This is a genomic window from Brumimicrobium aurantiacum, from assembly GCF_003402975.1.
Classification (GTDB): Bacteria; Bacteroidota; Bacteroidia; order Flavobacteriales_D; family Crocinitomicaceae; genus Brumimicrobium; species Brumimicrobium aurantiacum.
The window spans coordinates 35,159-60,873 of sequence record NZ_QURB01000011.1 but is presented as its reverse complement, the minus strand read 5'-3'; the positions used below and the strand labels follow the sequence as shown (position 1 = coordinate 60,873).

The 25,715-nt window shown below is 33.5% G+C and carries 27 protein-coding genes; 15 read left to right on the top strand and 12 right to left on the bottom strand.

The features are described 5' to 3' along the window. Positions 1 to 25: 25 nt before the first annotated feature. From DXU93_RS14330 to rpmH, 4 genes are all read right to left on the bottom strand, one after another. Positions 26 to 628, bottom strand: a complete 603-nt coding sequence (locus tag DXU93_RS14330) for a hypothetical protein (RefSeq protein WP_116881994.1) — start codon at positions 626 to 628, stop codon at positions 26 to 28. 18 nt (positions 629 to 646) lie between these two features. Then, a complete protein-coding gene (gene map / locus DXU93_RS14325; RefSeq protein ID WP_116881993.1) occupies positions 647 to 1,435 on the bottom strand; it encodes a type I methionyl aminopeptidase in 789 nt (262 codons plus the stop codon). Positions 1,436 to 1,528: 93 nt separating this feature from the next. After that, complete coding sequence (gene sucC, locus DXU93_RS14320) at positions 1,529 to 2,740, bottom strand: ADP-forming succinate--CoA ligase subunit beta (RefSeq protein ID WP_116881992.1); 1,212 nt, start codon at positions 2,738 to 2,740, stop codon at positions 1,529 to 1,531. Positions 2,741 to 2,927: 187 nt separating this feature from the next. Next, on the bottom strand, positions 2,928 to 3,086 hold the full coding sequence (gene rpmH, locus DXU93_RS14315; protein ID WP_107037836.1) for a 50S ribosomal protein L34: 159 nt from the start codon (positions 3,084 to 3,086) through the stop codon (positions 2,928 to 2,930). A 161-nt stretch (positions 3,087 to 3,247) separates the two neighbouring features. On the opposite strand from rpmH, the gene DXU93_RS14310 reads away from it, so the two are divergent. The 15 genes from DXU93_RS14310 (at position 3,248) to DXU93_RS14240 (ending at position 18,209) form a co-directional block, all read left to right on the top strand. Beyond that, the gene (locus DXU93_RS14310) at positions 3,248 to 5,071 is read left to right on the top strand and encodes an ABC transporter ATP-binding protein (protein ID WP_116881991.1); all 1,824 of its coding nucleotides are present in this window, start codon (positions 3,248 to 3,250) and stop codon (positions 5,069 to 5,071) included. A 195-nt stretch (positions 5,072 to 5,266) separates the two neighbouring features. Continuing rightward, on the top strand, positions 5,267 to 6,211 hold the full coding sequence (locus tag DXU93_RS14305) for a DUF6089 family protein (RefSeq protein WP_123776150.1): 945 nt from the start codon (positions 5,267 to 5,269) through the stop codon (positions 6,209 to 6,211). A gap of 80 nt (positions 6,212 to 6,291) precedes the next feature. After that, positions 6,292 to 7,314: a quinone-dependent dihydroorotate dehydrogenase gene (locus DXU93_RS14300; RefSeq protein ID WP_116881989.1), complete on the top strand. Its 1,023-nt coding sequence runs from the start codon at positions 6,292 to 6,294 to the stop codon at positions 7,312 to 7,314. A gap of 21 nt (positions 7,315 to 7,335) precedes the next feature. Next, the gene (locus DXU93_RS14295) at positions 7,336 to 8,190 is read left to right on the top strand and encodes a hydroxymethylglutaryl-CoA lyase (RefSeq protein ID WP_116881988.1); all 855 of its coding nucleotides are present in this window, start codon (positions 7,336 to 7,338) and stop codon (positions 8,188 to 8,190) included. A gap of 9 nt (positions 8,191 to 8,199) precedes the next feature. Continuing rightward, on the top strand, positions 8,200 to 8,889 hold the full coding sequence (locus DXU93_RS14290) for a GIN domain-containing protein (RefSeq protein WP_116881987.1): 690 nt from the start codon (positions 8,200 to 8,202) through the stop codon (positions 8,887 to 8,889). Then, a complete protein-coding gene (locus DXU93_RS14285; RefSeq protein ID WP_116881986.1) occupies positions 8,886 to 9,602 on the top strand; it encodes a hypothetical protein in 717 nt (238 codons plus the stop codon). Before DXU93_RS14290 ends, DXU93_RS14285 begins: the two co-directional genes overlap by 4 nt. After that, entirely contained in the window at positions 9,599 to 10,033 is a 435-nt protein-coding gene (locus DXU93_RS14280; protein WP_116881985.1) for a hypothetical protein, read from the top strand. The genes DXU93_RS14285 and DXU93_RS14280 overlap by 4 nt, the downstream gene beginning before the upstream one ends. Continuing rightward, the gene (locus DXU93_RS14275; protein ID WP_116881984.1) at positions 10,030 to 10,602 is read left to right on the top strand and encodes a glutamine amidotransferase-related protein; all 573 of its coding nucleotides are present in this window, start codon (positions 10,030 to 10,032) and stop codon (positions 10,600 to 10,602) included. Before DXU93_RS14280 ends, DXU93_RS14275 begins: the two co-directional genes overlap by 4 nt. A gap of 29 nt (positions 10,603 to 10,631) precedes the next feature. Then, entirely contained in the window at positions 10,632 to 11,864 is a 1,233-nt protein-coding gene (locus tag DXU93_RS14270) for a nucleoside recognition domain-containing protein (RefSeq protein WP_116881983.1), read from the top strand. Continuing rightward, a complete protein-coding gene (locus DXU93_RS14265; RefSeq protein WP_116881982.1) occupies positions 11,864 to 12,439 on the top strand; it encodes a hypothetical protein in 576 nt (191 codons plus the stop codon). The genes DXU93_RS14270 and DXU93_RS14265 overlap by 1 nt, the downstream gene beginning before the upstream one ends. A gap of 202 nt (positions 12,440 to 12,641) precedes the next feature. Next, positions 12,642 to 14,120, top strand: a complete 1,479-nt coding sequence (locus DXU93_RS14260; protein ID WP_116881981.1) for a potassium/proton antiporter — start codon at positions 12,642 to 12,644, stop codon at positions 14,118 to 14,120. A gap of 131 nt (positions 14,121 to 14,251) precedes the next feature. Continuing rightward, positions 14,252 to 15,940 carry an energy-dependent translational throttle protein EttA gene (ettA, locus tag DXU93_RS14255; protein ID WP_116881980.1) on the top strand — a complete coding sequence of 563 codons (1,689 nt, stop codon included), beginning with the start codon at positions 14,252 to 14,254 and terminating at the stop codon, positions 15,938 to 15,940. A gap of 110 nt (positions 15,941 to 16,050) precedes the next feature. Beyond that, entirely contained in the window at positions 16,051 to 16,404 is a 354-nt protein-coding gene (locus tag DXU93_RS14250; RefSeq protein ID WP_116881979.1) for a four helix bundle protein, read from the top strand. A 119-nt stretch (positions 16,405 to 16,523) separates the two neighbouring features. Next, positions 16,524 to 17,978, top strand: a complete 1,455-nt coding sequence (locus DXU93_RS14245) for an aminoacyl-histidine dipeptidase (RefSeq protein WP_116881978.1) — start codon at positions 16,524 to 16,526, stop codon at positions 17,976 to 17,978. A 15-nt stretch (positions 17,979 to 17,993) separates the two neighbouring features. Next, positions 17,994 to 18,209, top strand: coding sequence for a DUF3820 family protein (locus DXU93_RS14240; RefSeq protein ID WP_116881977.1), 216 nt, complete (start codon positions 17,994 to 17,996; stop codon positions 18,207 to 18,209). Positions 18,210 to 18,474: 265 nt separating this feature from the next. Here the strand turns inward: DXU93_RS14240 and DXU93_RS14235 are convergent, their stop codons facing one another. From DXU93_RS14235 to ligA, 8 genes are all read right to left on the bottom strand, one after another. Beyond that, entirely contained in the window at positions 18,475 to 19,356 is an 882-nt protein-coding gene (locus DXU93_RS14235; protein WP_116881976.1) for an FKBP-type peptidyl-prolyl cis-trans isomerase, read from the bottom strand. Position 19,357: 1 nt separating this feature from the next. Then, entirely contained in the window at positions 19,358 to 19,882 is a 525-nt protein-coding gene (locus DXU93_RS14230) for an FKBP-type peptidyl-prolyl cis-trans isomerase (RefSeq protein ID WP_116881975.1), read from the bottom strand. A 10-nt stretch (positions 19,883 to 19,892) separates the two neighbouring features. Continuing rightward, complete coding sequence (locus tag DXU93_RS14225) at positions 19,893 to 20,903, bottom strand: DHH family phosphoesterase (protein WP_116881974.1); 1,011 nt, start codon at positions 20,901 to 20,903, stop codon at positions 19,893 to 19,895. Between the two features lie 20 nt (positions 20,904 to 20,923). Continuing rightward, positions 20,924 to 21,391: a hypothetical protein gene (locus tag DXU93_RS14220; protein ID WP_116881973.1), complete on the bottom strand. Its 468-nt coding sequence runs from the start codon at positions 21,389 to 21,391 to the stop codon at positions 20,924 to 20,926. 3 nt (positions 21,392 to 21,394) lie between these two features. Then, positions 21,395 to 22,261 carry a hypothetical protein gene (locus DXU93_RS14215; RefSeq protein WP_116881972.1) on the bottom strand — a complete coding sequence of 289 codons (867 nt, stop codon included), beginning with the start codon at positions 22,259 to 22,261 and terminating at the stop codon, positions 21,395 to 21,397. A 130-nt stretch (positions 22,262 to 22,391) separates the two neighbouring features. Continuing rightward, positions 22,392 to 23,264: a 4-hydroxy-tetrahydrodipicolinate synthase gene (dapA, locus tag DXU93_RS14210; RefSeq protein WP_116881971.1), complete on the bottom strand. Its 873-nt coding sequence runs from the start codon at positions 23,262 to 23,264 to the stop codon at positions 22,392 to 22,394. Continuing rightward, positions 23,264 to 23,710, bottom strand: coding sequence for a DUF6913 domain-containing protein (locus DXU93_RS14205; RefSeq protein ID WP_116881970.1), 447 nt, complete (start codon positions 23,708 to 23,710; stop codon positions 23,264 to 23,266). The genes dapA and DXU93_RS14205 overlap by 1 nt, the downstream gene beginning before the upstream one ends. Then, positions 23,703 to 25,715 (bottom strand): NAD-dependent DNA ligase LigA, encoded by a 2,013-nt coding sequence (ligA, locus tag DXU93_RS14200; protein ID WP_116881969.1) that lies wholly within the window; start codon positions 25,713 to 25,715, stop codon positions 23,703 to 23,705. Before ligA ends, DXU93_RS14205 begins: the two co-directional genes overlap by 8 nt.

The window sequence follows — 25,715 nt, the reverse complement described above, 5'->3', positions numbered from 1 at the left end:
AAAAAAGTTAATGATTTTTTTTTACTCAATACGCTAAAACTATATAAGTCATTCGCTCAATGAAAGTTAAAACAGCTACTCCTTGCAACAATAAAATGATTTCTTTTTGTTTAGTTTCTACAATTCCTACTTGATTTAGGCAATCATACAAATAAAAAATAAATGCAAAGGCAATAATTACAAAGTCATAAACCAAATGATCATCAAGATTTGGTGAAAAACTGAAAAGCAAAACAATACCTAACACAGGAATAGCGCTTTTAAAGAAACCCAATCCAATAGTATAAGATAATTTAAAAATCACACTTATAAAACCTAACACAGAACCAATAAGCACTAAAGGTTCTACATTCCTTAAATAGCACTCTACAGTTTGATAATCAAAAAACACCTCAACAAAGTATTGACCAACAAAAATGAGAGATAAGAGCCAAAAAGAAGTGAATATTTTAAGCAGATTGAACTCTTTAAAGGAAGAACTTACGAGGTAAGCAATTAAAAATGTAAGAAAAAGGAATGGTTTTAATGGAATCGGTGGAACGAAAGTCCCCAATTGAAAAAAGCTGCTTAATCCATATAAAGTATAAATTAAGCAGCTTAACGTAACTATCTTTTGCAATCTTTCCATAATTGCCTTAAAATATTCTTAAGAAACATTGTCCTTTTTAGCCAAAGCTTCTTCAACATATTTAAATGTAGATAAGACATCTGGTTTACCATCTACTACAGCAACATCATGTTCAAAATGTGCACTTGCTTTCCCATCAAGGGTCACTATGGTCCAATTATCCTCAAGGTATTTTATTTGGGCTGTACCAAGATTAATCATTGGTTCTATGGCAATGGTTAAACCTTCCTTAATCTTCTTTCCTCTTCCTCTTCTACCGTAGTTAGGCACCTGAGGCTCTTCATGCATTGTTTGTCCGATACCATGACCAACCAATTCTCTCACCACACCATAGCCTCTGTCTTCAGCATGTTTTTGGATGTGGTAACCTATATCTCCCATTCTGTTCCCTACTCTAGTTTGCTCAATTCCAATATTCAAACATTCTTTGGTAACTTCAAGCAACTTTAAAACTTCTTCAGAAACATTACCTACAGCAAAAGTATAGGCATGATCTCCGTAATATCCATCGAGAATTGCTCCACAATCTACAGAAACAACATCTCCATCTTTAATTGGTTCATCGGTTGGATAACCATGAACAACTTGTTCATTAACAGAAATACACAAAGTATTTGGAAAATCGTATAATCCTAAAAATCCAGGAACAGCACCCTGAGAGCGAATATAATCTTCTGCGATAGCATCTAATTCCAATGTAGTTACACCTGGTTCGATCGCCTCTGCCACCTTCCCTAAAGTTCTACTAACAACCTGTGCAGCAGCTCTAAGTTTTTCGATTTCCTCTTTTGATTTATACTTTATCATAAGATCAGAATAATTTGTTTTAATAAAACGATAAAAATGTAAAAAAGGGAACACCTAAATGCTCCCTTAATACTATATAATATTTAATTAGACTTAAGCTAAAATCTTTTTCACTAAGTCAGAAGCTTCTTGAAGTAAAACAGCTGAATGTACATCCAATCCTGATTCATCAATTAATTTCTTTGCTTCTTCAGCGTTAGTTCCTTGCAAACGAACAATGATTGGAACTGGAATACCCCCCATGTTCTTGTATGCATCTACAACACCTTGAGCAACACGGTCACAACGAACGATACCTCCAAAAATGTTAATTAAAATTGCTTTTACATTTTCATCTTTAAGGATAATATCAAATGCTTTTTCAACACGTGCAGCATCAGCTGTACCACCAACATCAAGGAAATTTGCAGGGTTACCACCTGATTGCTTAATGATATCCATTGTAGCCATTGCTAAACCAGCACCATTAACCATACATCCAACGTTACCGTCAAGTTTAACGAAGTTTAATCCTGCTTCATCAGCTTCAACCTCTGCAGGATCTTCTTCCGTTTTATCACGCATTTCTGCATAATCTTTGTGACGGAATAAAGCTGTATCGTCAAGCGTAACTTTTGCATCAACAGCAATCACTTTATCATCTGAAGTTTTTAATACTGGATTAATTTCAAACATTGAAGCATCAGATCCGATGTAAGAATTATATAATGCAGTTACAAACTTTGTCATTTCTTTAAATGCTTTTCCATTAAGTCCAAGATTAAAGGCAATCTTTCTTGCTTGGAAACCTTGAAGTCCAACTCTTGGATCAACTTCTTCTTTAAAGATAAGCTCTGGAGTTTCTTCCGCAACTGTTTCAATATCCATTCCACCTTCAGTAGAATAGATAATTACATTTCTTCCTTTATCACGGTCCATCAATACAGACATGTAAATTTCAGAAGGCTCACTATCACCAGGATAATAAACATCTTCTGCAATCATCACTTTGTTTACTTTCTTCGCAACACCATTTGTTTGCGCAGTTTCAAGATGACCACCTAAGATACCTTTAACAACTTCTTCTACTTTATCAATTCCTTTTGCTAAAACAACACCACGAGAACCTGTTTCTTCTATCGTTCCTTTTCCACGACCTCCAGCGTGAATTTGTGCTTTAACAACGTACCATTCAGTACCTGTTTTTTCAGTTAATTCTTTTGCTTTTGATACTGCATTTGCAACGTCATCAATAACAACGCTCTCTTGAACAGCTACTCCAAAAGTTTTTAAAATCGATTTCCCTTGATATTCGTGTAAATTCATTATTTGACTTATTTATTTCGGCACTAAATTAATCTTATTTCCTTCAAATTTCAAGATATTGCTCTTAAAATATTCTTTTTTTCTTGTTAAGAAACTCTCCTCACAAACCTTGATTTTTTAAAGTATATATAAACTAAAAAAGCCCACCTTTTATTGATGGACTATTTAATTATATACTAACTATATTCTAGCGTTTTGCTAACTTGTTACTAGAAACAGTTAAACTTTTTCTTCCTTTTTTACGACGCGCAGCTAATACTCTACGACCGTTTTTAGTAGCCATACGACTACGGAATCCATGCTTGTTTCTTCTCTTACGTTGTGATGGTTGAAATGTTCTTTTCATGACCTATTTATTATAAATTTAAAATTCTCTTTCTAATTAAGGACTGCAAAGATAGTCCTTTTTTGCTCTAAACAAAATCGAATTGCAAAAATATTCAAATTTAATCGTATTCCAAAGTTCTTACATTAACTTTGTGGTCAAATTATTTTTACCGAACAAGAATGCTTAAGCCAAAGAATAAAAAGAAAGAACGTGTAAAATTAAGTAAAGAGTCAGTTCAAAAGGCAAAAAAAATATTTAGCTATTTAAAACCTTACCGAGCTCATTTTGCACTTGGATGGATTTTCTTAGTTATTTCATCATCTGCATCCCTACTCTTCCCTTATCTTTTAGGCCAGTTACTAGGTAGTGACTTACCTTCTGATACAGCCAGTCCAAATAATCAAGAAATTTTAGAAGGTATAAATTTAGACAACATTAATAGTGTTGCTTTACTTTTATTAGCCTTACTCATTATTCAAGGAGTTTCTTCTTTTTTCAGGGTTGTCATTTTTACAAAAGTAACGGAGCGCACAATGCGTGATATCCGAAAAGATGCTTTCGACAAATTGATATACATGCCTATGGAGTTTTTCAACAAAAATAAAGTTGGAGAAATCACTAGTAGAATCTCTGCAGACATTACCTTAATCCAAGACACCTTAAGAACTACAATCGCCGAACTATTTCGCCAAGTGATCACGATCATTGGTTCAATCATTTTCTTAATGGTTGTAAGTTGGAGATTAGCCTTAATTATGTTAGCTACTGTACCTGTAATGGCAATAATCGCAGTGATATTTGGCCGATTCATTAAAAAATTAAGTAAAAAAGCGCAAGACTACTCTGCAGTCTCAAACTCTATTATAGAAGAAAGTTTAATGGGAATAACCAATGTAAAAACCTTTACAAATGAGTTGTTCATGATCATTAAATACAGAAAATCTATTGAAACAATTAAAAAGCTAAACATCAAAAGTGGAAACTGGAGAGGCCTATTCATCACTTTTATCATTACATGTATGTTTGGAGCAATCATATTTATCATCTGGCAAGGACTCCATATGACACTTGGACCTGATGCAACATTAGACCGTGGCGATTTCTTTTCTTTTGTCATGTTTACAGTATTTATGGGAGCTAGTATTGGATCTATTCCAGACCTTTATGCTTCCATGCAAAAAGCTGTGGGTTCAACAGAGCATTTAATGAATATTATCGCTGAAAAGACTGAAGAAGACATTCACAAAGGAGAAAAATCAACGGAAATCAAAGGAGATGTCGCGTTTAATAACGTTTCATTCCACTACCCACAAAGAAAAGACATTCAAGTCCTAAACAAACTTTCATTCACAGCTAAAAAAGGAGAAAAAATAGCCCTTGTCGGTGCTTCTGGAGCAGGAAAATCAACGATTGCTTCATTGTTACAAAGATTTTACGAGCCTACATCTGGACTATATACTTTAGACGGAATCAATGTAAAAGACTTGGAATTAAAACATCTTCGTGAAAACATGGCTCTTGTTCCACAGGAGGTAATTCTATTTAGTGGATCCATAAAAGACAACATTTTATTTGGAAAGCAAGATGCGACAGACCAAGAAGTTGAAAATGCTGCAAAGAAAGCCAACGCCCTAGAATTTATTCAATCATTTCCAGATGGATTTGACACAGAAGTTGGGGATCGTGGAATCCAGCTTTCAGGAGGACAAAAACAAAGAATAGCTATTGCAAGAGCTATCTTGAAAGATCCAACTATTTTAATTTTAGACGAAGCAACATCAGCACTTGATGCAGAATCTGAAAGTTTAGTTCAAGAAGCTTTAGATCGATTGATGGAAAATAGAACATCATTCATTATTGCTCACAGATTATCCACCATCCGCAAAGCCAACACTATTTTGGTTATGGAAAAAGGAAAAGTTGTAGAACAAGGAACACACGAAGAATTGATTTCAAAACCAAACGGTGTTTATGCGAATTTAAATGAACTTCAAATCAATTAATTTTGTAAATAAGCTCACGAATAAAATTATCAGTTAAACTAAAACGAAGAGCTAAATGAAACAGAAAGGTCTAGCGTAATCAACTTAGTTTCAATTAAAATAACATTAGCTGAATAAAAATTTAATTTGATTATTTTATCATACTTACTATATTTGTATAATTATTACACATTAGAATTGATTAACAAAACAAATATGAGATACCTAATATTGACTATTTTCTCTCTTGCTACGCTATTTTCGTATAGTCAAAGCAATGGTGGTTTTGGTAATTCTAACAATTGGTCCTTAAATAAATCAGAAATTTTCTTCTCTGTAGGAGCTACACAATTCTTGGGTGATTTAGGAGGATTAAATAGAGAAGGAACACAAAACTCAATTGCAGATTTAGATTGGTCAAGTACGCGTTATGGTGCAGGTTTTGGTTATCGATTTAGATTCCATCCTAGATTCGCAACCTCTACACAATTATACGCAGGAATGCTATCAGGAAATGATGCAAATACTGATGAAATCATTAGAAGAAGCAGAAACCTATCTTTCAGATCCATAGTTGTAGAACTTAGTCAAAGATTAGAATATATTATTTATGCTAAAGAAGAAGGTGGAGCTAGATACAATTCCTATGGCACTAAAGGGCGTGGAACTAAAGCAGACATTTTTTATGTTTTCTCTGGAGTTTCTGGTTTCTTTTTCAATCCACAAACAAAAATTAATGGCAGTTGGACAGATTTAAGACCGCTTAGAACTGAAGGTCAAGGACTACCTAACGGTGCTGAAGAATACAAAAGAACAAGTTTATCTATTCCTTTTGGAGTTGGATTTAAATTTGCTATTGGTAAATATTGGAGACTTGGAATAGAAGTTTCTTATAACAAAACATTTACAGATTATATAGATGATGTAAGTACAGTGTATTACGACCCAGAAACCCTTCAAGACAAAGTTGGTGGCAATGCTGTTTACGCTGCTAATCCTTCAATAGAGAACCACACATGGTTTACAGAAGGACAACAAAGAGGGAACCCAGAAGACAATGATGCTTATATGTTTTCGAACATCACCATCATTAGAAATATTACATATCCAAAACCAAAAGGTATGTCTAGAACTCGTTGGAATGGTCGAACAAAGTTCTAGAAAAAATGGATTGAAAAAATTTTAAGGTGAGTCAAAGGCTCACCTTTTTTTATTGCTATTTTTGTGCAAACAAAAGAATTATGTATTCCATTATTAAACGCGTTTTCTTTCTTTTCGACCCAGAAAAGATTCATTATATTACTTTCAAACTTATTAAAAACACACTTGCCATTCCAGGAGTTAAATCGCTTTGGAAAAAACTTTATGTTGTAGAAGACAAAAGGTTGGAAAGAGAATTATTTGGTTTAAAATTTAAAAACCCAGTAGGTTTAGCTGCAGGTTTCGATAAAAATGGAAAACTATTCAATGAATTGGAATATACTGGATTCGGTTTTATTGAAGTTGGAACGGTAACTCCCCTACCTCAAGAAGGTAATCCAAAAAAACGCCTTTTCCGATTGGTAGAAGATGAAGCGATTATCAACCGTATGGGTTTTAACAATGATGGAATTGAAGCCCTTGTTGAAAAGTTAAAAAACAGAAAATCGGATCTATTGATTGGAGGTAATATTGGTAAAAACAAAGTGACACCCAATGAAAATGCAATTGACGATTATGTTAAATGTTTTGATGCACTTTATAAATATGTAGATTACTTTGTTGTCAATGTAAGCTCTCCAAATACACCAAACTTAAGAGCACTTCAAGATAAAGAACCATTAACAGCTTTGTTAAATACTCTTAAAGTTTTAAATGATAGTAAGGAAATTCAACGACCAATTTTATTAAAAATTGCTCCTGATTTAACAGATGATCAACTAGATGATATCATTGAAATTATTGATACCACAAAAATAGATGGAGTAATCGCTACTAACACAACAATTGACCGTTCTGGATTAAAAACAAATGACGTTGAATCTATTGGAGCTGGTGGACTATCAGGGAAACCACTAACAAAAAGATCTACTGAAGTGGTTCGTTATTTACACACAAATTCGAAAGGTAGTTTTCCAATTATTGGAGTTGGTGGAATCCATTCTGCAGAAGATGCAATGGAGAAATTCGAGGCTGGTGCATCACTTGTTCAAATCTATTCTGGGTTTATTTATGAAGGACCAAGTCTTGTTCGAAAGATTAATGAGGCTATCTTAAAATCATAAGCTTTTTGTATATTCGTGAATATGGAAAATCTGAAAATAATCGAATGTCCAAGGGACGCAATGCAAGGAATTAAAGAATTTATTCCAACAACTACAAAAATCAATTATCTCAACGAACTTTTAAAGGTTGGTTTCGACACGATAGATTTCGGGAGTTTTGTCTCGCCAAAGGCTATTCCACAAATGAGAGATACAGCTATGGTACTGGAAAAACTAGACCTTTCTAAAACAAGATCAAAATTACTAAGTATTGTAGCCAATGAAAGAGGAGCCAGTGACGCTGCTGAATTTGAGCAAATTAATTACCTAGGTTATCCTTTTTCTATATCCGAAACTTTTCAGCAACGCAATACCAACACTTCTATTGAGGGTAGTTTAGGAAGACTTGAATCCATTCAAAATGTAGCAATAAACTCAAATAAAAAATTGGTTGTATATCTTTCCATGGGATTTGGAAATCCTTATGGTGATGAATGGAATGCGGATACAGTAACAAAATGGGCTTTACGTCTAAATCAAGAACTTGGTATTGAAATTTTAGCTCTTTCTGATACTATTGGTATTTCAAACCCTGGAATAATAAAAAGTGTACTCAACAATACACTTCCAGAAGTACCTAACGCTGAAATTGGTGTTCATCTTCATACCACACCTGATACTTATGAAGAGAAAATAAAATCTGCTTATGACGCAGGTTGTAGAAGGTTTGATGGAGCAATTAGAGGTTTTGGTGGATGTCCAATGGCCAAAGATGATTTAGTAGGAAATATGCCAACTGAAAAAATGGTAAAATACTTTGATGAACACAAGATCAGAACAGATTTAAATTTAGAAATGCTTGACAAAGCCGTTCAACAAAGTAATTACGTATTTTAAATAGCGATTATGAAAGGGATCTTAATATTTATAGTTAGTTTCATCATTTTATCAAACTCCTTTGCTCAAGAATCAACGGTTTATGAATTATCTAAATTCGAAAAACTTGTGGTTATTGGAAACTTCCCTGTTCAAATTATCAACTCTTCTGAGAAGGAAGCAATTGTTGACAAAGATGATAATGATGTTAATCTTGAAAACTTAACTTTTTCTTATTCTCAAAATACACTTACCATTAAGTATAGTGGAAGTTTTGTGGAAGAAATAGGGATTAACTTAACATTGTATTATGCTGGTAATATAAGCACTATTGAAGCAAGAAGAGGCGCTCAAATTAAAGTAAAAAATGCAGGTGAATTTAACTCTACTGTTTCTTACCTAGCTGATGCTGGAGGAAAGTTGGAAATTAATGAAGTTTATGCCCCATTGATAAAATCAAATGTTACTAAAGGTGGTTCTATCAGTATCAATGGAAAAACGCCAATATTTGAACCAACAATAAAAGCAGGTGGAACAATTGCAGCTGTTCGTCTGAGAGCGGACGAAGTTAATGCTAACGTTACCTTCGGAGGTGAAATTATTTGCGCTCCTATTCAAAGTTTAAACGCAAATGTTACAAGTGGTGGAATCATTAACTATAATGGACATCCTAAAGTCAACAAGAATATTAAATTAGGAGGAACTATTGAAAAACTATGATAAAACAATTTGCTTTCATATTGTCCTTATTTCTACTATTTTCTTGTACTGAAAACAGGGAAGAATCTGTAGAAAAATCAGTAAAAACAGATAAAAGTAACAATCATAAAGTTCAACAACAAAACACTTCAAAAGAAGAAGTTGAGTCTATAAAAAAAAATGATTCATCTCAAGAAAAAGATACAATTAAAGACAGCGGCTTATTTACCATAGGTGGTTTTCAAGACAAAAAGTATTATGAATTATTGATTGAAACTCACTTGTGTAATCCTAAACTTAATGATTCTGTTGCCAATAGTTCTACTCCTTGTAGCTCCCGATTTTTTAAATTTTTTCCTTACAATCACAACAGACGAATAGAAGATGCTTTTATGCTTCAAGTTCGAGCTGGAGTAAATAATTACCCTTATCGAAGATTATTAATTTTCGTAAGAGAAAAAGGAAAATTAGTATTAATGAACGGTATTGTTGGTTACTTAGTTGAACGTATTTCACAAAACAGTGGAGTTGACGATTTAATTGTTGCTGTTTTTGATGACCTTGGTAACAATAACTTTGATCGATATGATGTACTTTTAAAATACAAAGACGGAAAATATCATTTTGTTGAGGCTATTGGTGATTTGGAAGGTGAATTCAAATCAAAAAAACTTAAAGAGACCGCCTCGAAAGCCATTAAGGAAAGAATTGACGAAAAACAACTCATCTTTTGAAAACACTATTTTACATCATCATTACCTTACTTTTTACTTCTTGCATTTCGGAAGCAACATTGCAAAGTGAATTTCCTATTCAAATATTAAATGGACATAGTGCAAAAGTATGGGTAATGAAAAACTCTGATCGTCCAGGAGATAAAGAGTTCTCAGCAATGGAAGAATACAGAAAAACACTTACATTTCACTTAAACAATACATTTAGAGAACAAGAACTCATCAATTTAGGCAGTAATAAAGGTAAAAAAGGAAAATATAATGTTGAATTGGACCAATATGGGGATTTTAACCTTATCCTTGACTATGAAGGTTTCGGAAAACAGCGTTACATAATTAAAGAAGCTAGTAATTTTAAACTTTGGCTGTATAAATTGGATGGTAGTAAAACGACATGGCAGTTTGGAGGACTAAAAGCACCTAAAATATGATTTTGATTGTTGATTGTGGTTACTCTTTTATTTATAAACTAGAAGATCTAGTTGACCAATACATCGACTATAAAACAATTTCAATTTACGATATCACACCTGAGGAATTAAAAGCTATAAACCCTCTTGCGGTTATAATTTCACATGCACACATTTCGATTCACGAAACCAATGTAGAGAAGTACATTGAAAAAATAAAAATCACGCTTACGCTGGATGTTCCTGTTCTAGGTATTGGAGTTGGACACCATTTGCTGGGTGTTTGTTTTGATGCAAGACCTGCCTATGAACCCTATAGAAACGAAACAGTAGCCGTTGGAATTATCGATACTGATGGTATTTTTGACAAATTACCCCAAGAAGTACAGTTCATTAAAGACAATGCAGGAACAATCTCAATTCCTCCAGGATTTCAACTTTTAGCAAGTTCCGATTACAGCATTAACGAAGCCATGAAAAAAAACGGGGAAGACATTTATGGTGTTCAGTTTCTTCCTGAAGTTTCTGGAAATTTAGGGGCCGTTGTTATTGATAACTTTGTGAATATTTCATTGGCCAAATCAAATTGATTCACACTATTTTTTAGAACTTAGCAGCTATGTTATTGAATAGACTGTGGATTGGATTATTTTTATCAGCCTTAGCTGTTGGACTTGGGAAATTGTTCTTTTTTGGAGACATGATGATTTTCAAGGAAATGGTGGATGCCTTATTTGAAAGCGCTGAATTGGCGTTTAAAATTGCATTATTCCTAACAGGAGCTCTATGCTTGTGGATGGGATTCATGGAGATTGGTGAAAAAGGTGGGGCCATCCGTGCCTTAACCAAAGTCGTTTCTCCATTGTTTGGGAAACTTTTTCCTGACATTCCGAAAGATCACCCAGCAGTTGGTTCCATGATGATGAACTTCAGCGCAAACATGCTTGGACTGGACAATGCCGCTACTCCACTAGGATTAAAAGCTATGGGACAGTTACAAGAATTAAATCCTAAAAAGGATACGGCTTCCAATGCACAAATCATGTTTTTGGTGCTCAACACTTCAGGATTAACCATTATTCCTGTGAGTATTTTAGCCTACAGAAGCGGCGCAGGATCTGTTTCTCCATCTGAAGTATTTTTACCAATTTTATTTTCCACTTTTTTCGCTTCATTAATCGGACTAATCGTGGTTTCTATTAAACAAAAAATCAATTTACTTAACAAAACGATATTGGCTTATTTAGGCACACTCACACTTTTTATTGTGGGGTTATTGCTTTTACTCTACAACAATCCTGAGTTGGTAGAACCAGTATCAAATGTTGGAGGTAACCTCCTCCTCTTTTCTGTGATTATTGTCTTTTTAGGACTAGGAATTAGAAAGAAAATCAATGTATATGAAGTATTCATTGACGGGGCAAAAGGAGGTTTCGATGTAGCGATAAAAATTGTGCCTTACCTTGTTGCCATACTTGTTGCTATTGGAGTATTCAAAGCTTCCGGAGCGATGGAAATGATGTTTGACGGCGTTCGTTATCTTTTAAAATTAGCCTCTGTAGCCAACACAGAATTTATTGAAGCATTGCCAACTGCATTTATGAAACCATTTAGTGGTGGAGCAGCACGTGGAATGATGTTGGAAACATTTGCAACACATGGTGTCGATTCTTTTATCGGTAAAATGTCTGCTACTTTCCAAGGTTCAACAGAAACTACTTTTTATGTGTTAGCGGTTTACTTTGGTTCAGTTGGAATTAAGAAAACAAGATATGCTGCAGGAGTTGGATTAATTGCTGATTTAGCCGGAATTATTGCAGCCATATTTATTTCATTCCTATTCTACACCTAATGAAAAAACCCATTGGAGAAATAAAACCAGAAGATGCTATTCCATTATTTGTTCGCATAAAACAATTAATTTTAGGGAAAACGAAACCCGATGGTTTCACTCGACTCATGTTTTCTTTTGCTTTATTTTCATGGTGTTTATTGGCCTTATGGAACGCCGTTAGCTATTTTGTACTTTTAAGTTCTAAAGTTATTCAACAAAATAAAGGGTTTTCTGTTCATGAGGTGATTATAAAAAATGGTCAAAATCTTGGATTTAATGGAGAGGAATTTTTAGGTTCCATCACCAACTTTTATTTTAATAATTTATTTATTTGGCTTTTAATTTTAATCGGAATAATATTAATGTATAGAAAATTAAAACTATACCCTTTTATTCTACTCGGAGGATTGGCCATTCATTTTATTTATATGTTTTTTGTTTTGGGATTTCAATACTTCATTGAGGATATTTCTTTTTTTGACAAAATCCTCTATCTCATCCTATTCTTAGTCACTTTAATTCATTCATTTTTAATGAATAAAGAACAAAGTAAAAAGGGGGAAATCACTCCAATTGAGCAAAACGAGTTATAAATTATTTATTTTTTTACATTTTATTAGAGTCAAGCATAATTCCATAATGACAAATTTTTCAGCATCCTAATTTTGTTATTTTTGCAATTAAATTGATTTTAAAAACCAATTTGACTTTGAAAAAAGGGAAAGCTATAAAGAAACTCACCTGAGATTTTATAGGCATTGATTGATTTGAAGTTAAATACAAGTAATACATTGTATGATTCTAACAATTGAAAACATTCTTCTCATAGGTTCTTTCCTCCTATTTATCAGTATAGTTATCGGTAAAACATCTTCTAGATTTGGTGTTCCGACCTTACTTCTATTCTTAACAATAGGTATGATGGCAGGTTCTGAAGGAATCGTTGGAATTAAATTTGACGATCCTCAAATTGCTCAATTTATTGGAATTGTTTCACTAAACTTCATCTTGTTTTCTGGGGGACTCGACACTAATTGGAAAACCGTAAAGCCCATTTTGAAAGAAGGTATAGCTCTTTCTACTGTTGGTGTATTTTTGACTGCCATGTCAGTTGGTTTATTTGTAAATTGGCTTACAGACTTCTCATTATTCGAAAGTTTATTGCTTGGAGCCATTGTTTCCTCAACAGATGCAGCTGCGGTTTTCTCAATATTACGTTCTAAAAACATTGCACTAAAAGCTAATTTAAGACCAACATTAGAGCTAGAAAGTGGAAGTAATGACCCTATGGCTTATGTTCTTACAATTTCGTTCTTAACTCTTGTTACCAATCCAGAGCAAAGTTTAGCTTCTATCCTTCCTATGTTCTTACTCCAAATGATTTTAGGTGGAATTTTAGGATTTGCTTTTGGAGTATTAAGTAAAAACATAATCAATAATATCAAACTAGGATTTGAAGGACTTTACCCTGTTCTGATGATTGCAATGATGTTCATCACTTTTTCGGCAACAGATGCACTTGGGGGGAATGGATTTCTTGCTATTTATATTTGTGCAGTTTACTTAGGGAATCAAGATTTAATATCCAAAAAGACCATCTTAAATATGTATGATGGTTTAGCGTGGTTGATGCAAATCATACTATTCCTTACGCTTGGACTTCTGGTTTTCCCTTCACATGTGGTTCCATTTATGGGAATTGGTTTATTGATTTCTTTATTCTTAATTTTTATTGCTCGACCACTTGCTGTTTTTATCAGTTTGCTACCTTTCAAAATGAAACTAAAAAGAAGATTTTACATTTCATGGGTTGGTTTAAGAGGGGCTGTTCCGATTGTTTTTGCCACCTATCCTCTTATTGCAGGAATTGATAAAGCAAATATCATTTTTAATATTGTGTTCTTTATTTCTGTAACTTCAGTTCTTTTACAAGGAACGACACTGAGTATTTTTGCAAAATGGTTAAAAGTTGATTTACCTGACGGTAAAAAAATCATAACTGAGCATGATCGTTTTATTACCAATTCTCCGAAAGCCGTAATGCATGAAGTTTACGTGACATCAGATTGTAAAATGATAGGAAGTAAAATCGTTAAACTTGGTTTTCCAAAATCAGCTGTAATAACCATGATTAAAAGAAATGATCATTATATAACACCAGATGGATCAACGAAAATTGAACCAAATGATATCTTGGTAGTCTTATCAGATAATAATGAAGATTTTGAATTGGTAAGTCAATGCTTGAAACAAAAAGTTGTTAATCCTAAATAAGCCCTGTTTTTCATTATAAAACGTAAGGGTTTCCTTTTTATTCTCCTCCCATAAATGGGCTAAAACATCGTTTCCTACTTTAAGCAAAAAATCATTTAAAATCCTTACATTTGGAACCTTAAATATTCAATATGTCAGACGATAAAAAAATCATTTTTTCAATGATGGGCGTGAGTAAATCAACGCCAGCAGGAAAACAAATTATAAAAGATATTTCGTTATCATTTTACTATGGTGCGAAAATCGGAATCATCGGTTTAAATGGTTCTGGTAAATCTACTGTAATGAAAATCATTGCAGGATTAGATAAATCATTCATTGGTGATCTTTCTATTTCAGATGGATATACTGTTGGTTACTTACCGCAGGAACCAGAATTAGATCCTACAAAAACCGTAAAGGAGATTGTAATGGAGGGAGTTCAAGGAACTGTTGATATTCTTAAAGAATATGAAGAAATCAACAATGCATTTATGGACGAAGCTGTATTGAATGATCCAGATAAAATGGAGAAATTAATTGCCCGACAAGGAAAAGTTCAAGATCAAATTGATGCTTTAGATGCTTGGGAGTTAGACAATCAATTAGACCGTGCAATGGATGCATTACGTTGTCCACCAAACGATCAATCTGTTGAACATTTATCTGGTGGAGAGCGCAGAAGAGTTGCCTTGACTCGTTTGTTACTTCAGAAACCAGATATTTTACTCTTGGATGAGCCAACCAACCACTTGGATGCAGAATCTATACACTGGTTAGAGCAGCACTTACAACAATACAAAGGAACAGTAATCGCCGTAACTCACGACCGATACTTCTTAGACAATGTTGCTGGATGGATTTTAGAGCTTGACCGTGGAGAAGGAATTCCATGGAAAGGAAATTACTCTACTTGGCTTGAGCAAAAATCGAAAAGACTAGAGCAAGAAGACAAACAAGCTTCGAAAAGAAAGAAAATGTTGGATAGTGAGTTGGAATGGGTTCGTATGAATCCAAAAGGCCGACATGCGAAAAACAAAGCGCGTTTGAGTAACTATGACAAGTTAATGTCAGAGGATACAAAAGCCAAAGAAATGAACTTGGAGATTCCTATTCCAAACGGACCTCGTTTAGGTAACAATGTAATTGATGCTGTAAATGTTGCGAAATCATTCGGTGACAAACTTTTATATGATGACTTAAACTTCAGTTTACCACCAAATGGTATTGTTGGAATTGTTGGTCCAAACGGTGCTGGTAAAACAACGATCTTTAAAATGATCATGGATGAATTACAGCCTGATGCTGGAGAATTCAAAGTTGGTGAAACTGTAAAATTAGGTTATGTAGATCAAGCCCACGAAGACTTAGATCCTGAAAAATCAATTTATGAAGTTGTTTCTGGAGGTACTGATGTAATGGAAATTGGAAATCAGAAAGTAAATTCAAGAGCATATATTTCGAAGTTTGCATTTTCTGGTTCAGACCAAAATAAAAAAGTTGGAGTTTTGTCTGGAGGTGAAAGAAATAGATTACACTTGGCCCTTACTTTAAAAACAGAAGCCAACGTATTATTATTGGATGAGCCAACAAATGATATTGATATCAACACATTGCGTGCATTAGAGGAAGGTATTATGAACTTTGCTGGTTGTGTGGTTGTAATATCTCACGATAGATGGTTCTTAGATAGAATTTGTACGCACATCTTGGCTTTTGAAGGAGATTCTAAAATTTACTCTTTCGAAGGAAGTTTCTCTGAATACGAAGAAAATAAAAAGAAACGTCTAGGTGATCATACACCAAAAAGATTAAAGTACAGAAAGTTAACAAATGATTAAGCAGGTAATTTATTAGTTATCAAGTTTTCAAGTTCAGTAGTTCTCAAGTGGAGCACTAGATAACTTGATAAACTTGATAACTTTTTAACTAACTTGAAAACTAAAAAAAAATGAGAATATTTCAATTTGAAGAAATCCGAAGCTGGCAGAAAGCAAAAGAACTAACAATTGGAGTATATCAATGTTTTTCAGATAGTAAAGATTATGGAATTAAGGATCAAATTCAACGTGCATCAGTTTCAGTAATGAATAATATTGCCGAGGGTTTTGAAAGACAAACCAATAAAGAATTTATACGTTATTTATACATTTCTAAAGGTTCATGTGGAGAGGTTCGATCAATGCTGTACTTAGCTAAAGAGTTCAAATATATTACAGACGAAGAATTTGAAAAGCTATACAACTTAAGCTTAGATGCAACCCGACTAATTTCAGCCTTTATTAAAAAATTAAACGAAAAATAAACAAACTTGAAAACTAAAGAGATTCAGAACTAACCAACTTGAAAACGTGATAACAAACGAACTTGATAACTAACCAACTTGATAACTTGAAAACTTTTTAACTAAAAAAATAAAAAAACATGTCAAACGAAGTAAAAGCACTAGCACCAAAAGAAATATGGGAAAATTTTGCGAACTTGAATGAAGTACCACGTCCAAGTAAAAAAGAGGAACGTGTGATCCAATTCATGGTTGATTTTGGTAAAAGCATAGGTTTAGAAACCACTACTGACAAGATAGGTAATATCATCATAAAAAAACCAGCAACTGAAGGTATGGAAGACCGTCAAACGGTAATTCTACAGTCTCATGTTGATATGGTTCACCAGAAAAACAACGACACAGATTTCGATTTCGACAAAGAAGGAATTAAAATGTATGTAGATGGTGACTGGGTAAAAGCTAAAGGAACAACATTAGGAGCAGATAACGGAATTGGAGTTGCAACAATCATGGGGTTATTGGCTAGTTCAGATATTCCGCATCCAGCATTAGAAGCTATGTTCACTGTTGATGAAGAAACAGGAATGACTGGAGCTAAAGAATTGGACCCTTCTTTTTATGAAGGAACAATTTTATTGAATCTTGATACAGAAGATGACGATGAAATTAGTATCGGTTGTGCTGGAGGAATTGACACCAATACTTCTTACGATTACGAAACAGTTGACTCTGACAAAGACGCAAAAGCATTCAAAGTTGAGATTAAAGGTTTGAAAGGTGGACACTCTGGAATGGATATCGATTCTGGTCGTGCAAATGCCAACAAATTAATGGCGCGTTTCTTAATTGAAGCAGATGAAAACTTAAATCTTCACGAATTTAATGGTGGAGGATTAAGAAATGCCATTCCAAGAGAGGCAGTTGCAATTGTATCAATGTCCGCAACCGATGTAGATGCATTCAAACAACATTTAAAAACTTCTGAGGCTACTTTTCAAGAGGAATACAAACCTGTTGAAACAAGCATTGAAATTAGCTTAAGCGAAGTTGACACACCTGCTAAAATGGTAGCTAATCATGAGAAAAAAGCTATGCTTTACACGATCAATGCCGTCCATAATGGTGTTTTCAAAATGAGCTTAAACTTTGACAATCTTGTGGAAACTTCAAGCTCTTTAGCACAAGTAATCATTAAAGATGGTAAGTTTGAGTCAAAATCATTACAAAGAAGTAGTGTTGAATCTACTAAAGCAGATGTAGCAAGAACTATTCGCAGTGTATTTGATTTATTAGGTGCGGATGTTGAACAAACTGGTGATTATCCTGGATGGGAACCAAATCCAGATTCAGCAATCTTAAAAACAATGCGTGAAATGTATGAAAAACGTTTCAATGAAAAACCAAATGTTATGGCTTGTCACGCAGGTTTAGAATGTGGTATTCTAGGAAAACATCTTCCAGGTGTTGATATGATATCTTTTGGACCAACAATCATGCACCCACACTCTCCTGATGAAAAAGTATCTATCAGTTCTGTTCAGAAGTTCTGGGGATTCTTATTGGAAGTATTGAAGGAAACACCAAAAAAATAATTCATTGATTTAAAAATGAATAATCAACAAGAATTAATTGATTTAGCAAATATGAGAATGCCCTTTGGAAAATTCAAAGGGCTTCTCCTTGTTGAAGTACCAGAACCATATTACGTTTGGTACAACTCAAAAGGTTTTCCAAAAGGAAAGCTAGGAAATCAAATGCAATTGATGTATGAAATAAAAGTTAACGGATTAGAACACTTAATCCGACCTTTGGTACGGAAGTAATTGAAAAACAATAACGCTAAACAAAAATTCGTCCTTCCCTATCACTCTCCTCACTAGCGCATTTTCTAATTTAAAAACAAGGCACATTGATTTTATCACGATTTTTTCAGCAAAAAGTCGCGCTAAAATATAAAACCAACCCAATAAAAAAGTTTAAATTTAATTACAATTGCCCTGATTTAGATAATAGTTTTATTTGGAATCTATCAGCCTAAAATATTCTGTCTACAGCTTATAGACTTAGACACATCGCTCTACTCCTACTTCACTCGACTTTTGCCACTTGAACATCATAAAAAATGGACTCACCCGGACCAACCATTTCAGCCAATCCTGCCTTTCCAAAAGCTTCTTCTGACGGGACTAAAATCAATAGTCTATCTCCTTCTCGTGCCGTTTTTAAAGCTTTATTCAATCCTGAAATACTATTTCCATCATCAATTGTCATTTCAAATGGCGCGCCTCTTTGGTAACTGTTGTCGTATCTCGGTTTACTTTCTGAACTCACCCAATAATTTATTAATACCTTGTCTTTGGTTTGAATAGAATCTCCTGGATTTTTTAATTGATCATATTTCCATATTTTAACTCCATCAACAATTGAAGTAGGTTCCATTTTCTCTAAAACACGCATAGAAATAATGTTATTCGCATTTGGAGGAACAATTCCCTTGATTCCTTTTTCTCCTCTTGCGTATTTAGCAGGCAAGAAAATATCAACATCATCTCCTACACGTAATTCTTTCAATGCAATATCCCAACCTGAAGTTTGCTGATTCCATCCTACAAGAAATGGAATACTTTTCTTTTTCACCCTATGATTTCCGTCATAAACTGTTCCGTCTTCCAACTTAGCACGGTAATCGATTAAAACAACATCGTCTTTCTTGATTTGCTCTCCATTTCCTTTCTTAAAGTAGGTGATTTTAATTCCATTATTCAATTTCAAAGTGTCACTCGGCTCTTCGACTACCGTTTCAACTGGCTCAATTTCCGATTCATCATGCGATATTTTAACCGTATCCTCTTCAGATTTTGATGTATATTTTTTCGATGTTTGATCTGAATTTGAATCTGAATCAACACCTTTAATATCACATGAAGAAATAAGCAATCCTAAAAATACAATCCAAGCTAAATTTCGCATACTAATATATTTTAACCAATTCTAAATCAACCACCAACACTTCTAAAGGTGGAATTTTATTATAATCTCCTAATAATCCATGAGCTAAATGACTTGGAATAATCAACTTAGCCTTGTCACCTTCAGAAAGGTATTTAATCCCTTCCATTACGCCAGTTTCTATATCAGATTTATCGACTTTAAATGTACTTACTTCATCCTCCTCCGTTTTATAAATCAAGGAATCACTCAGCATGCTCACTTCAAATTTCACATCGACTTTATCTCCTTCAACGGCATTTTCACCTTCCTGGTCTTCATAAACCCAATATCTCAATCCTGAGCCTGTTTCAGTAGTTTTCCAACTTTTTTTTCGATCTAAGAATAAACGAATATTGATTTCATCTTCCTGTGTAAACTGCTTGTTCATCCTTGTGGAATGTTCAACAGACCATTGGGGAATCTCTTGACGCTCTTTTGGTTCATCGCCACAAGAAGCAAGTAAAAAGCATAAACTCCCGATTAAAATAATATTCTTCGACATCATAAAATACAATCTAATTAAACTCAGGCAAAACACGCTTCACTTCGGCAATTGCTTCAGCCATGTTTCCGTCCCATTTACCTCCAGCAGCATTGGCGTGTCCACCACCTCCAAAGTAGGTATTTGCCATCACATTTACAGGATTATCCTGTCCTTTAGAACGAAATGAAATTTTAATTATTCCATCACCTTCTGACAAAAATATTGATTTTTTAATGCCTTGGATTGATAAACCAACATTTACTAGTCCTTCTGTGTCTCCTTTAACATAATTAAACTTTTCTAATTCTGATTTTTCAAGAGAAATAATCGCTGTATCTAGTTCTTTCAAAATTTCCATCTTTTCATTGATCGCATAACTTCTCAATTTTAATTTGTCAAAAGTATTGGTGTCAAAAACTGCTTCATGAACTTTGTATGGCATAACACCTCCTTTCATCAATTTTGAAATAACCTCGTGCGTATGTGCAGTTACACTTGGAAATCTAAAGGAACCGCTGTCGGTCATAATACCACAATATAACGCTTCACCAATTTTGACATCCAATTGATCCAAATCTCCCCTAGCATCAATAAAATCTACAATCATTTGTGCTGTGGAACAAGACGCTGGTTCTGAAAACAAAACATCAAATTCATCACTGGGATTTAAGTGATGGTCAATCATAATTTTAAATGCCCTGCTTTCAATCATCATTTCCTTCATGACACCTACTCTACTCATCGCATTGAAATCAAGACAAAAAATAATATCCGCACTTAGAATTTCTTTTTCGACAAGATCAAATTGAGTTTCAGCATCGATGATTTCATCCACACCATTCATCCAATTTAAAAAATAAGGAGAAGGGTCTGGGTGACAAACTTTAACATTATAATTCAACTTCTTTAAGTAATGATAAAGTCCTAAAGAGCTCCCAATTGAATCTCCATCAGGAGATTTATGGGCTACAATTACTATTTGTTTTGTTGGTGATAAAACTCCGTTAATTTGAGCTAATTTTTGCTCATTAAAAATATGCATATAAAATTGATTAATGATTTTTAAAGTTTTTGCTCCTCAATAAGAATAAAAACACAATCTGTAAAGTTAGTAACTTCTTCGCCATTCAAGAGTAAACGAATAGATAAAATCTTCATTCGCTTTGTTGCAATTTCGATACTTGGCTCTGATGACATTTGACTGTCATACAAAATGACTTCACTATTTTTTTTCTTTCCTTTTTTTTTATCTACAACAACCTCCTCATTCAAAGTTATTTTATAAGCAACATTATAATTTCTCCCTTTAGAGTCTCGAGTAAATACCTGAATTCTATTATTCGATTTTGGCTGGACAATAAAAAAATACTCAAAATCATCAAGCTCTTTCATTTCTATCACCTTAGATTGACTACTCAAATTCCATGAATCATTTTTACTGTAAACATCTTCTATTTTCAAACATTGTGAATGACTATAGTTAAATGAAGTCAAGAATAGTACGAGCAAAAGTAAAGTTTGGTGTTTCATTGCTTATTTTGTTGAAATAAATGAGGTTCGTATTTTATCAACGATGGATTGCATAGATTTAAAAGTCTCTGGTGTAAACGTACAAACTGTTCCACCATGCAGAATCACCTTTGATTCTTTATTTTCAATTTCCAAATCATGATAATTACAATTCAGCTTTTCATAAGATCTTTCTAATTTTTTCAATTGATTATAATATTTAGAATCTTTTTTAGTTGAATTTATTCTCAATAAATTTTTAAGAATATATCGTTGATCAATAATGTATTCTTTTAGATTCTCATTGGAATAAACGGAATCTTCAGAATGAAAAAAGATATACATTGATTCAATCCAATAACCATTCATCATTAATGTAAAATCATTGGAATCAACTTTCGATTGAACTGAATTATAAAGTGTTGTATAATATTTTAAATTCTCATTCCAATAATTATCAGATAGAACTGCTTCAACTATATCATGCTCTTCTTTTTTACTTTCAAGATTAAAATCAAGTCCTAACTGACCTGATAATTCTTCTAAAGCAGATCTGTAATTAATCATATTATCATTCGATTGTTGGAATCGAACCAAATAAGCTAGGTCAGATAAATAAACTCCAAAGTTTAAAAGCTGTTTTGGTTTTTTATCATAGACGGTAAGCTTATTAAGAATATCAGGATTGAAAATAGAGGTAAGATTTGACAAGATACTCAATTGTTCATCTGGTGATGGTATGGCGTAAAAAATTTGTTTATTGGTATCTAAATTTATAATATTTTCAACTTCCAACTCAGTCACTTGAGAATCATTAACAGTACTTGGTTCTTCTTCACAAGCAAAAAGGACAAAAATCAATAAAAAATATAATGAATGTGTAGGTTTCATTTTAGTTGGGTTAAGACTGTTTCCAAAAATACAAATATTATTTACAGCGACCTAAACCAAATATGTTAAAAACATAAAGGCATCTTAACAACAAGTTAAAATGCCTCTATTCATTAATGCTTAATTTAATCTAATCGATCTCAGACAATTGACTTTTAATCTTCTCTTTCAACGTTGTTGATATTGTTGTTAAAGGCAATCTCACGGTATCGGTACCAATTTCAAGTAACTCTAAACAGTATTTAATTCCAGAAGGATTCCCCTCAGCAAAAAAAGCATTTGTGATATCCAACAATTGGAAATGAATTTTCTGTGCGTTCACTAAATCACCTTCCAAAGTAGCCTTCATCATTTCAGAAAATTGCTGAGGTAAAGCATTGGCTACAACAGAAATAACACCATTTCCACCCATTGCTGTAAAAGGCATTGTTAAAGCATCCTCTCCAGATAACACTGCAAAATCAGCTGGTGCATTCTTTAAAATCTGCATTACTTGATCAACATCTCCTGAAGCTTCTTTTACTGCTACAATGTTTTCTACTTTCGCTAATTCTAATGTAGTTTCCGCAGTCATATTACTTCCCGTTCTTCCAGGAACGTTGTACAAGATAATTGGCTTAGTGGATACTTCTGCAATTGCTTTAAAATGTGCAATAATTCCTTTTTGACTTGGTTTATTATAATGTGGGGAAGCACTTAAATAACCGTCTACTTTATCATTATTGAAAGCTTTAATTTCTTCAACCAAAGCCGCAGTATTGTTATCCGCTATTCCCAAAACAATAGGTAATCTACCATTATTTTGATCAATTACGATCTCCAAAACTTGATCCTTTTCTTCCTTTGTTAAAGTTGCTGTTTCACCTGTGGTACCTTGAACAACTAAAAAATCTGTTCCATTATCCACTTGGTGATCTACTAATTTTCTAAGTGCTGTTTCATCTACAGCTCCTTCCCGTGTAAATGGTGTAACCAAGGCTACTCCTACCCCTTTAAATTGCATTATAATTGTATTTTAGTTAAATAATTATTTATTTCTTTAAACAGTTTCCCATCTTTCAATTGGGATTTTCTAAATGATAAATCAAAATTTGGCAACTCTTCTTGCTCCATCCCTATGCTTGTGAGTTTACTCAACTTCAAAAGTTTAAATAACAATTTGTTTTCTTTCTCTATTGCAGCAATCAAAACACCATGCGATAAATTAAGTATTTGTCTAACTTTCTCGTTTTTTAATTTCCCGAAAATTGAAAAATCATGTTTAGAAACGAAGAAGGCATTTTTAAGTTGAGGTAAAGCTTCTTTTTTCTTTTGATTTGGATGAAGAATGATGTAAGAATATTGAACCTCCAACTCAATATTTCTTTGTAAATCATTGATTAATTTTTTAAACGCTGCTTCTCCATCCCATATCGAAACAACCACAATATTTTTAATACCACTATCCATTAATCATTGCGATAAATTGATCTTCACTTACTAATTCTATTCCTAGTTTTTCTGCTTTCTCTAATTTTGAAGGCCCCATGTTTTCACCGGCCACAATAAAGGATGTTTTAGAAGATATACTTCCAACATTCTTCCCTCCATTTGCTTCAATGGCAGCTTTAAGTTCTTTTCTTGATAAAGTCTGAAAAACGCCCGAAACTACAATTGATTTACCTGCTAAAATAGCACTATCGAGCTCCTTTTCTTCAATCTCAAAGTTTAATCCTGCAGCCTTTAATCCTTCAATAATCTTTTGATTATCCTCTACTAAAAAGTGTTGTTGAATTGATATTGCGATCTTCTCTCCTACCTCATCAATAGCAAGTAAATCATCAAAACTGGCATGCATTATTGCATCAATATTTTTTAATGATTTAGCGATTTTTTTAGCTACTGTTTCGCCAACATGTCTAATACCCAATGCAAATAAAACGCGTTCAAATGGAATCTTCTTCGAGTCTTCTAATCCTTTCAATAGATTATTGGCCGACTTATCACCCATGCGTTCAAGTCCAGCAATTTGTTCAAAACTTAAAGTATAAAGATCTGCACTATTACGTATCATCCCTTCTGCAAATAATTGCTCTACTGTTTCAGCTCCAATTCCCTCAATATCCATTGCTTTACGTGAAATAAAATGGATAATTCTACCTGTTATTTGAGGTGGACAACCAGTGTCATTTAAACAATAGTAATGTGCTTCACCTGCAATTCTTTTTAAAGGCGTATCACATTCTGGACAATTTGAAATAAAGGAAATTTTCTTGGCATCATCTGCCCTTTGTTTAATGTCAACACCAACAATTTTCGGAATAATTTCACCTCCTTTTTCAACATAGACCACATCTTTTTCATGTAAGTCCAATTTATTCATTTGATCTTCATTATATAAAGATGCTCTACGTACAATTGTACCTCCCAAAGCCACTGGTGAAAGATTCGCGACTGGAGTAATCGCCCCTGTTCGTCCAACTTGGTAGCTTACACTTTCCAAATTTGAACTCGCTTGCTCTGTTTTAAACTTATAAGCAATTGCCCAACGTGGAGATTTTGCTGTATTTCCTAACTCTTCTTGCTGACTGTAATCATCAACTTTTATTACAACTCCATCTATTTCAAAAGGAAGTTCAGCTCTTTTTTCATCCCAAAAATGAATAAAGTCCATAATTCCCTCAATTGAATTTGTCTTTTTTAAATAATTCTTTTCAGGTAGTGGAATTTTAAATCCCCATTTTCCAGCATTCAAAACACTTTCATAATGTCCATCAGCGGCTAAATCGGTTCCATAAACTCCATATAAAAAACAGTCCAACCCTCTGTCAGCTACAATTTTAGAATTTTGAAGTTTTAAAGTTCCAGATGCTGAATTTCTAGGATTTGCAAAAAGTTCCTCCCCATTCTCTTCTCTTTTTTGATTTAAGGAATTAAAAGATGACAAAGGAAAAAATATCTCTCCTCTAATTTCAAAAGTTTCAGGGAAATCACCGTTTAAACGTAATGGAATTGTACGAATGGTTTTCACATTTGAAGAAACATCCTCTCCTTTTGTTCCATCACCTCGCGTAACAGCCCGTTTGAAAGCTCCGTTTTCATAACGAATTCCTATCGCTACACCATCATATTTCAATTCACAAACGTAATTAATTTGTCCAGACACCAATTTTTTAACACGATTCTCCCATTCCACAATTTCCTCTTCTGAATACGAATTAGAAAGAGAAAGCATGGGATATTCATGTTGAACAGTATTGAATTTTTTAGTGATATCACCACCTACTCTTTTTGTTGGACTATTAGAAGCTGCTAATTCAGGAAACTTTTCTTCTAAATCCTGTAACTCTTTCAATTTCAAATCATATTCGTAATCTGATATTTCTGAAAGACTCAATACATAATATTGATGATTATAGTGATTTAACGATTTTGATAAATCTTCAATCCTTTTCGCCGCTTCTTGTTTGTTCAT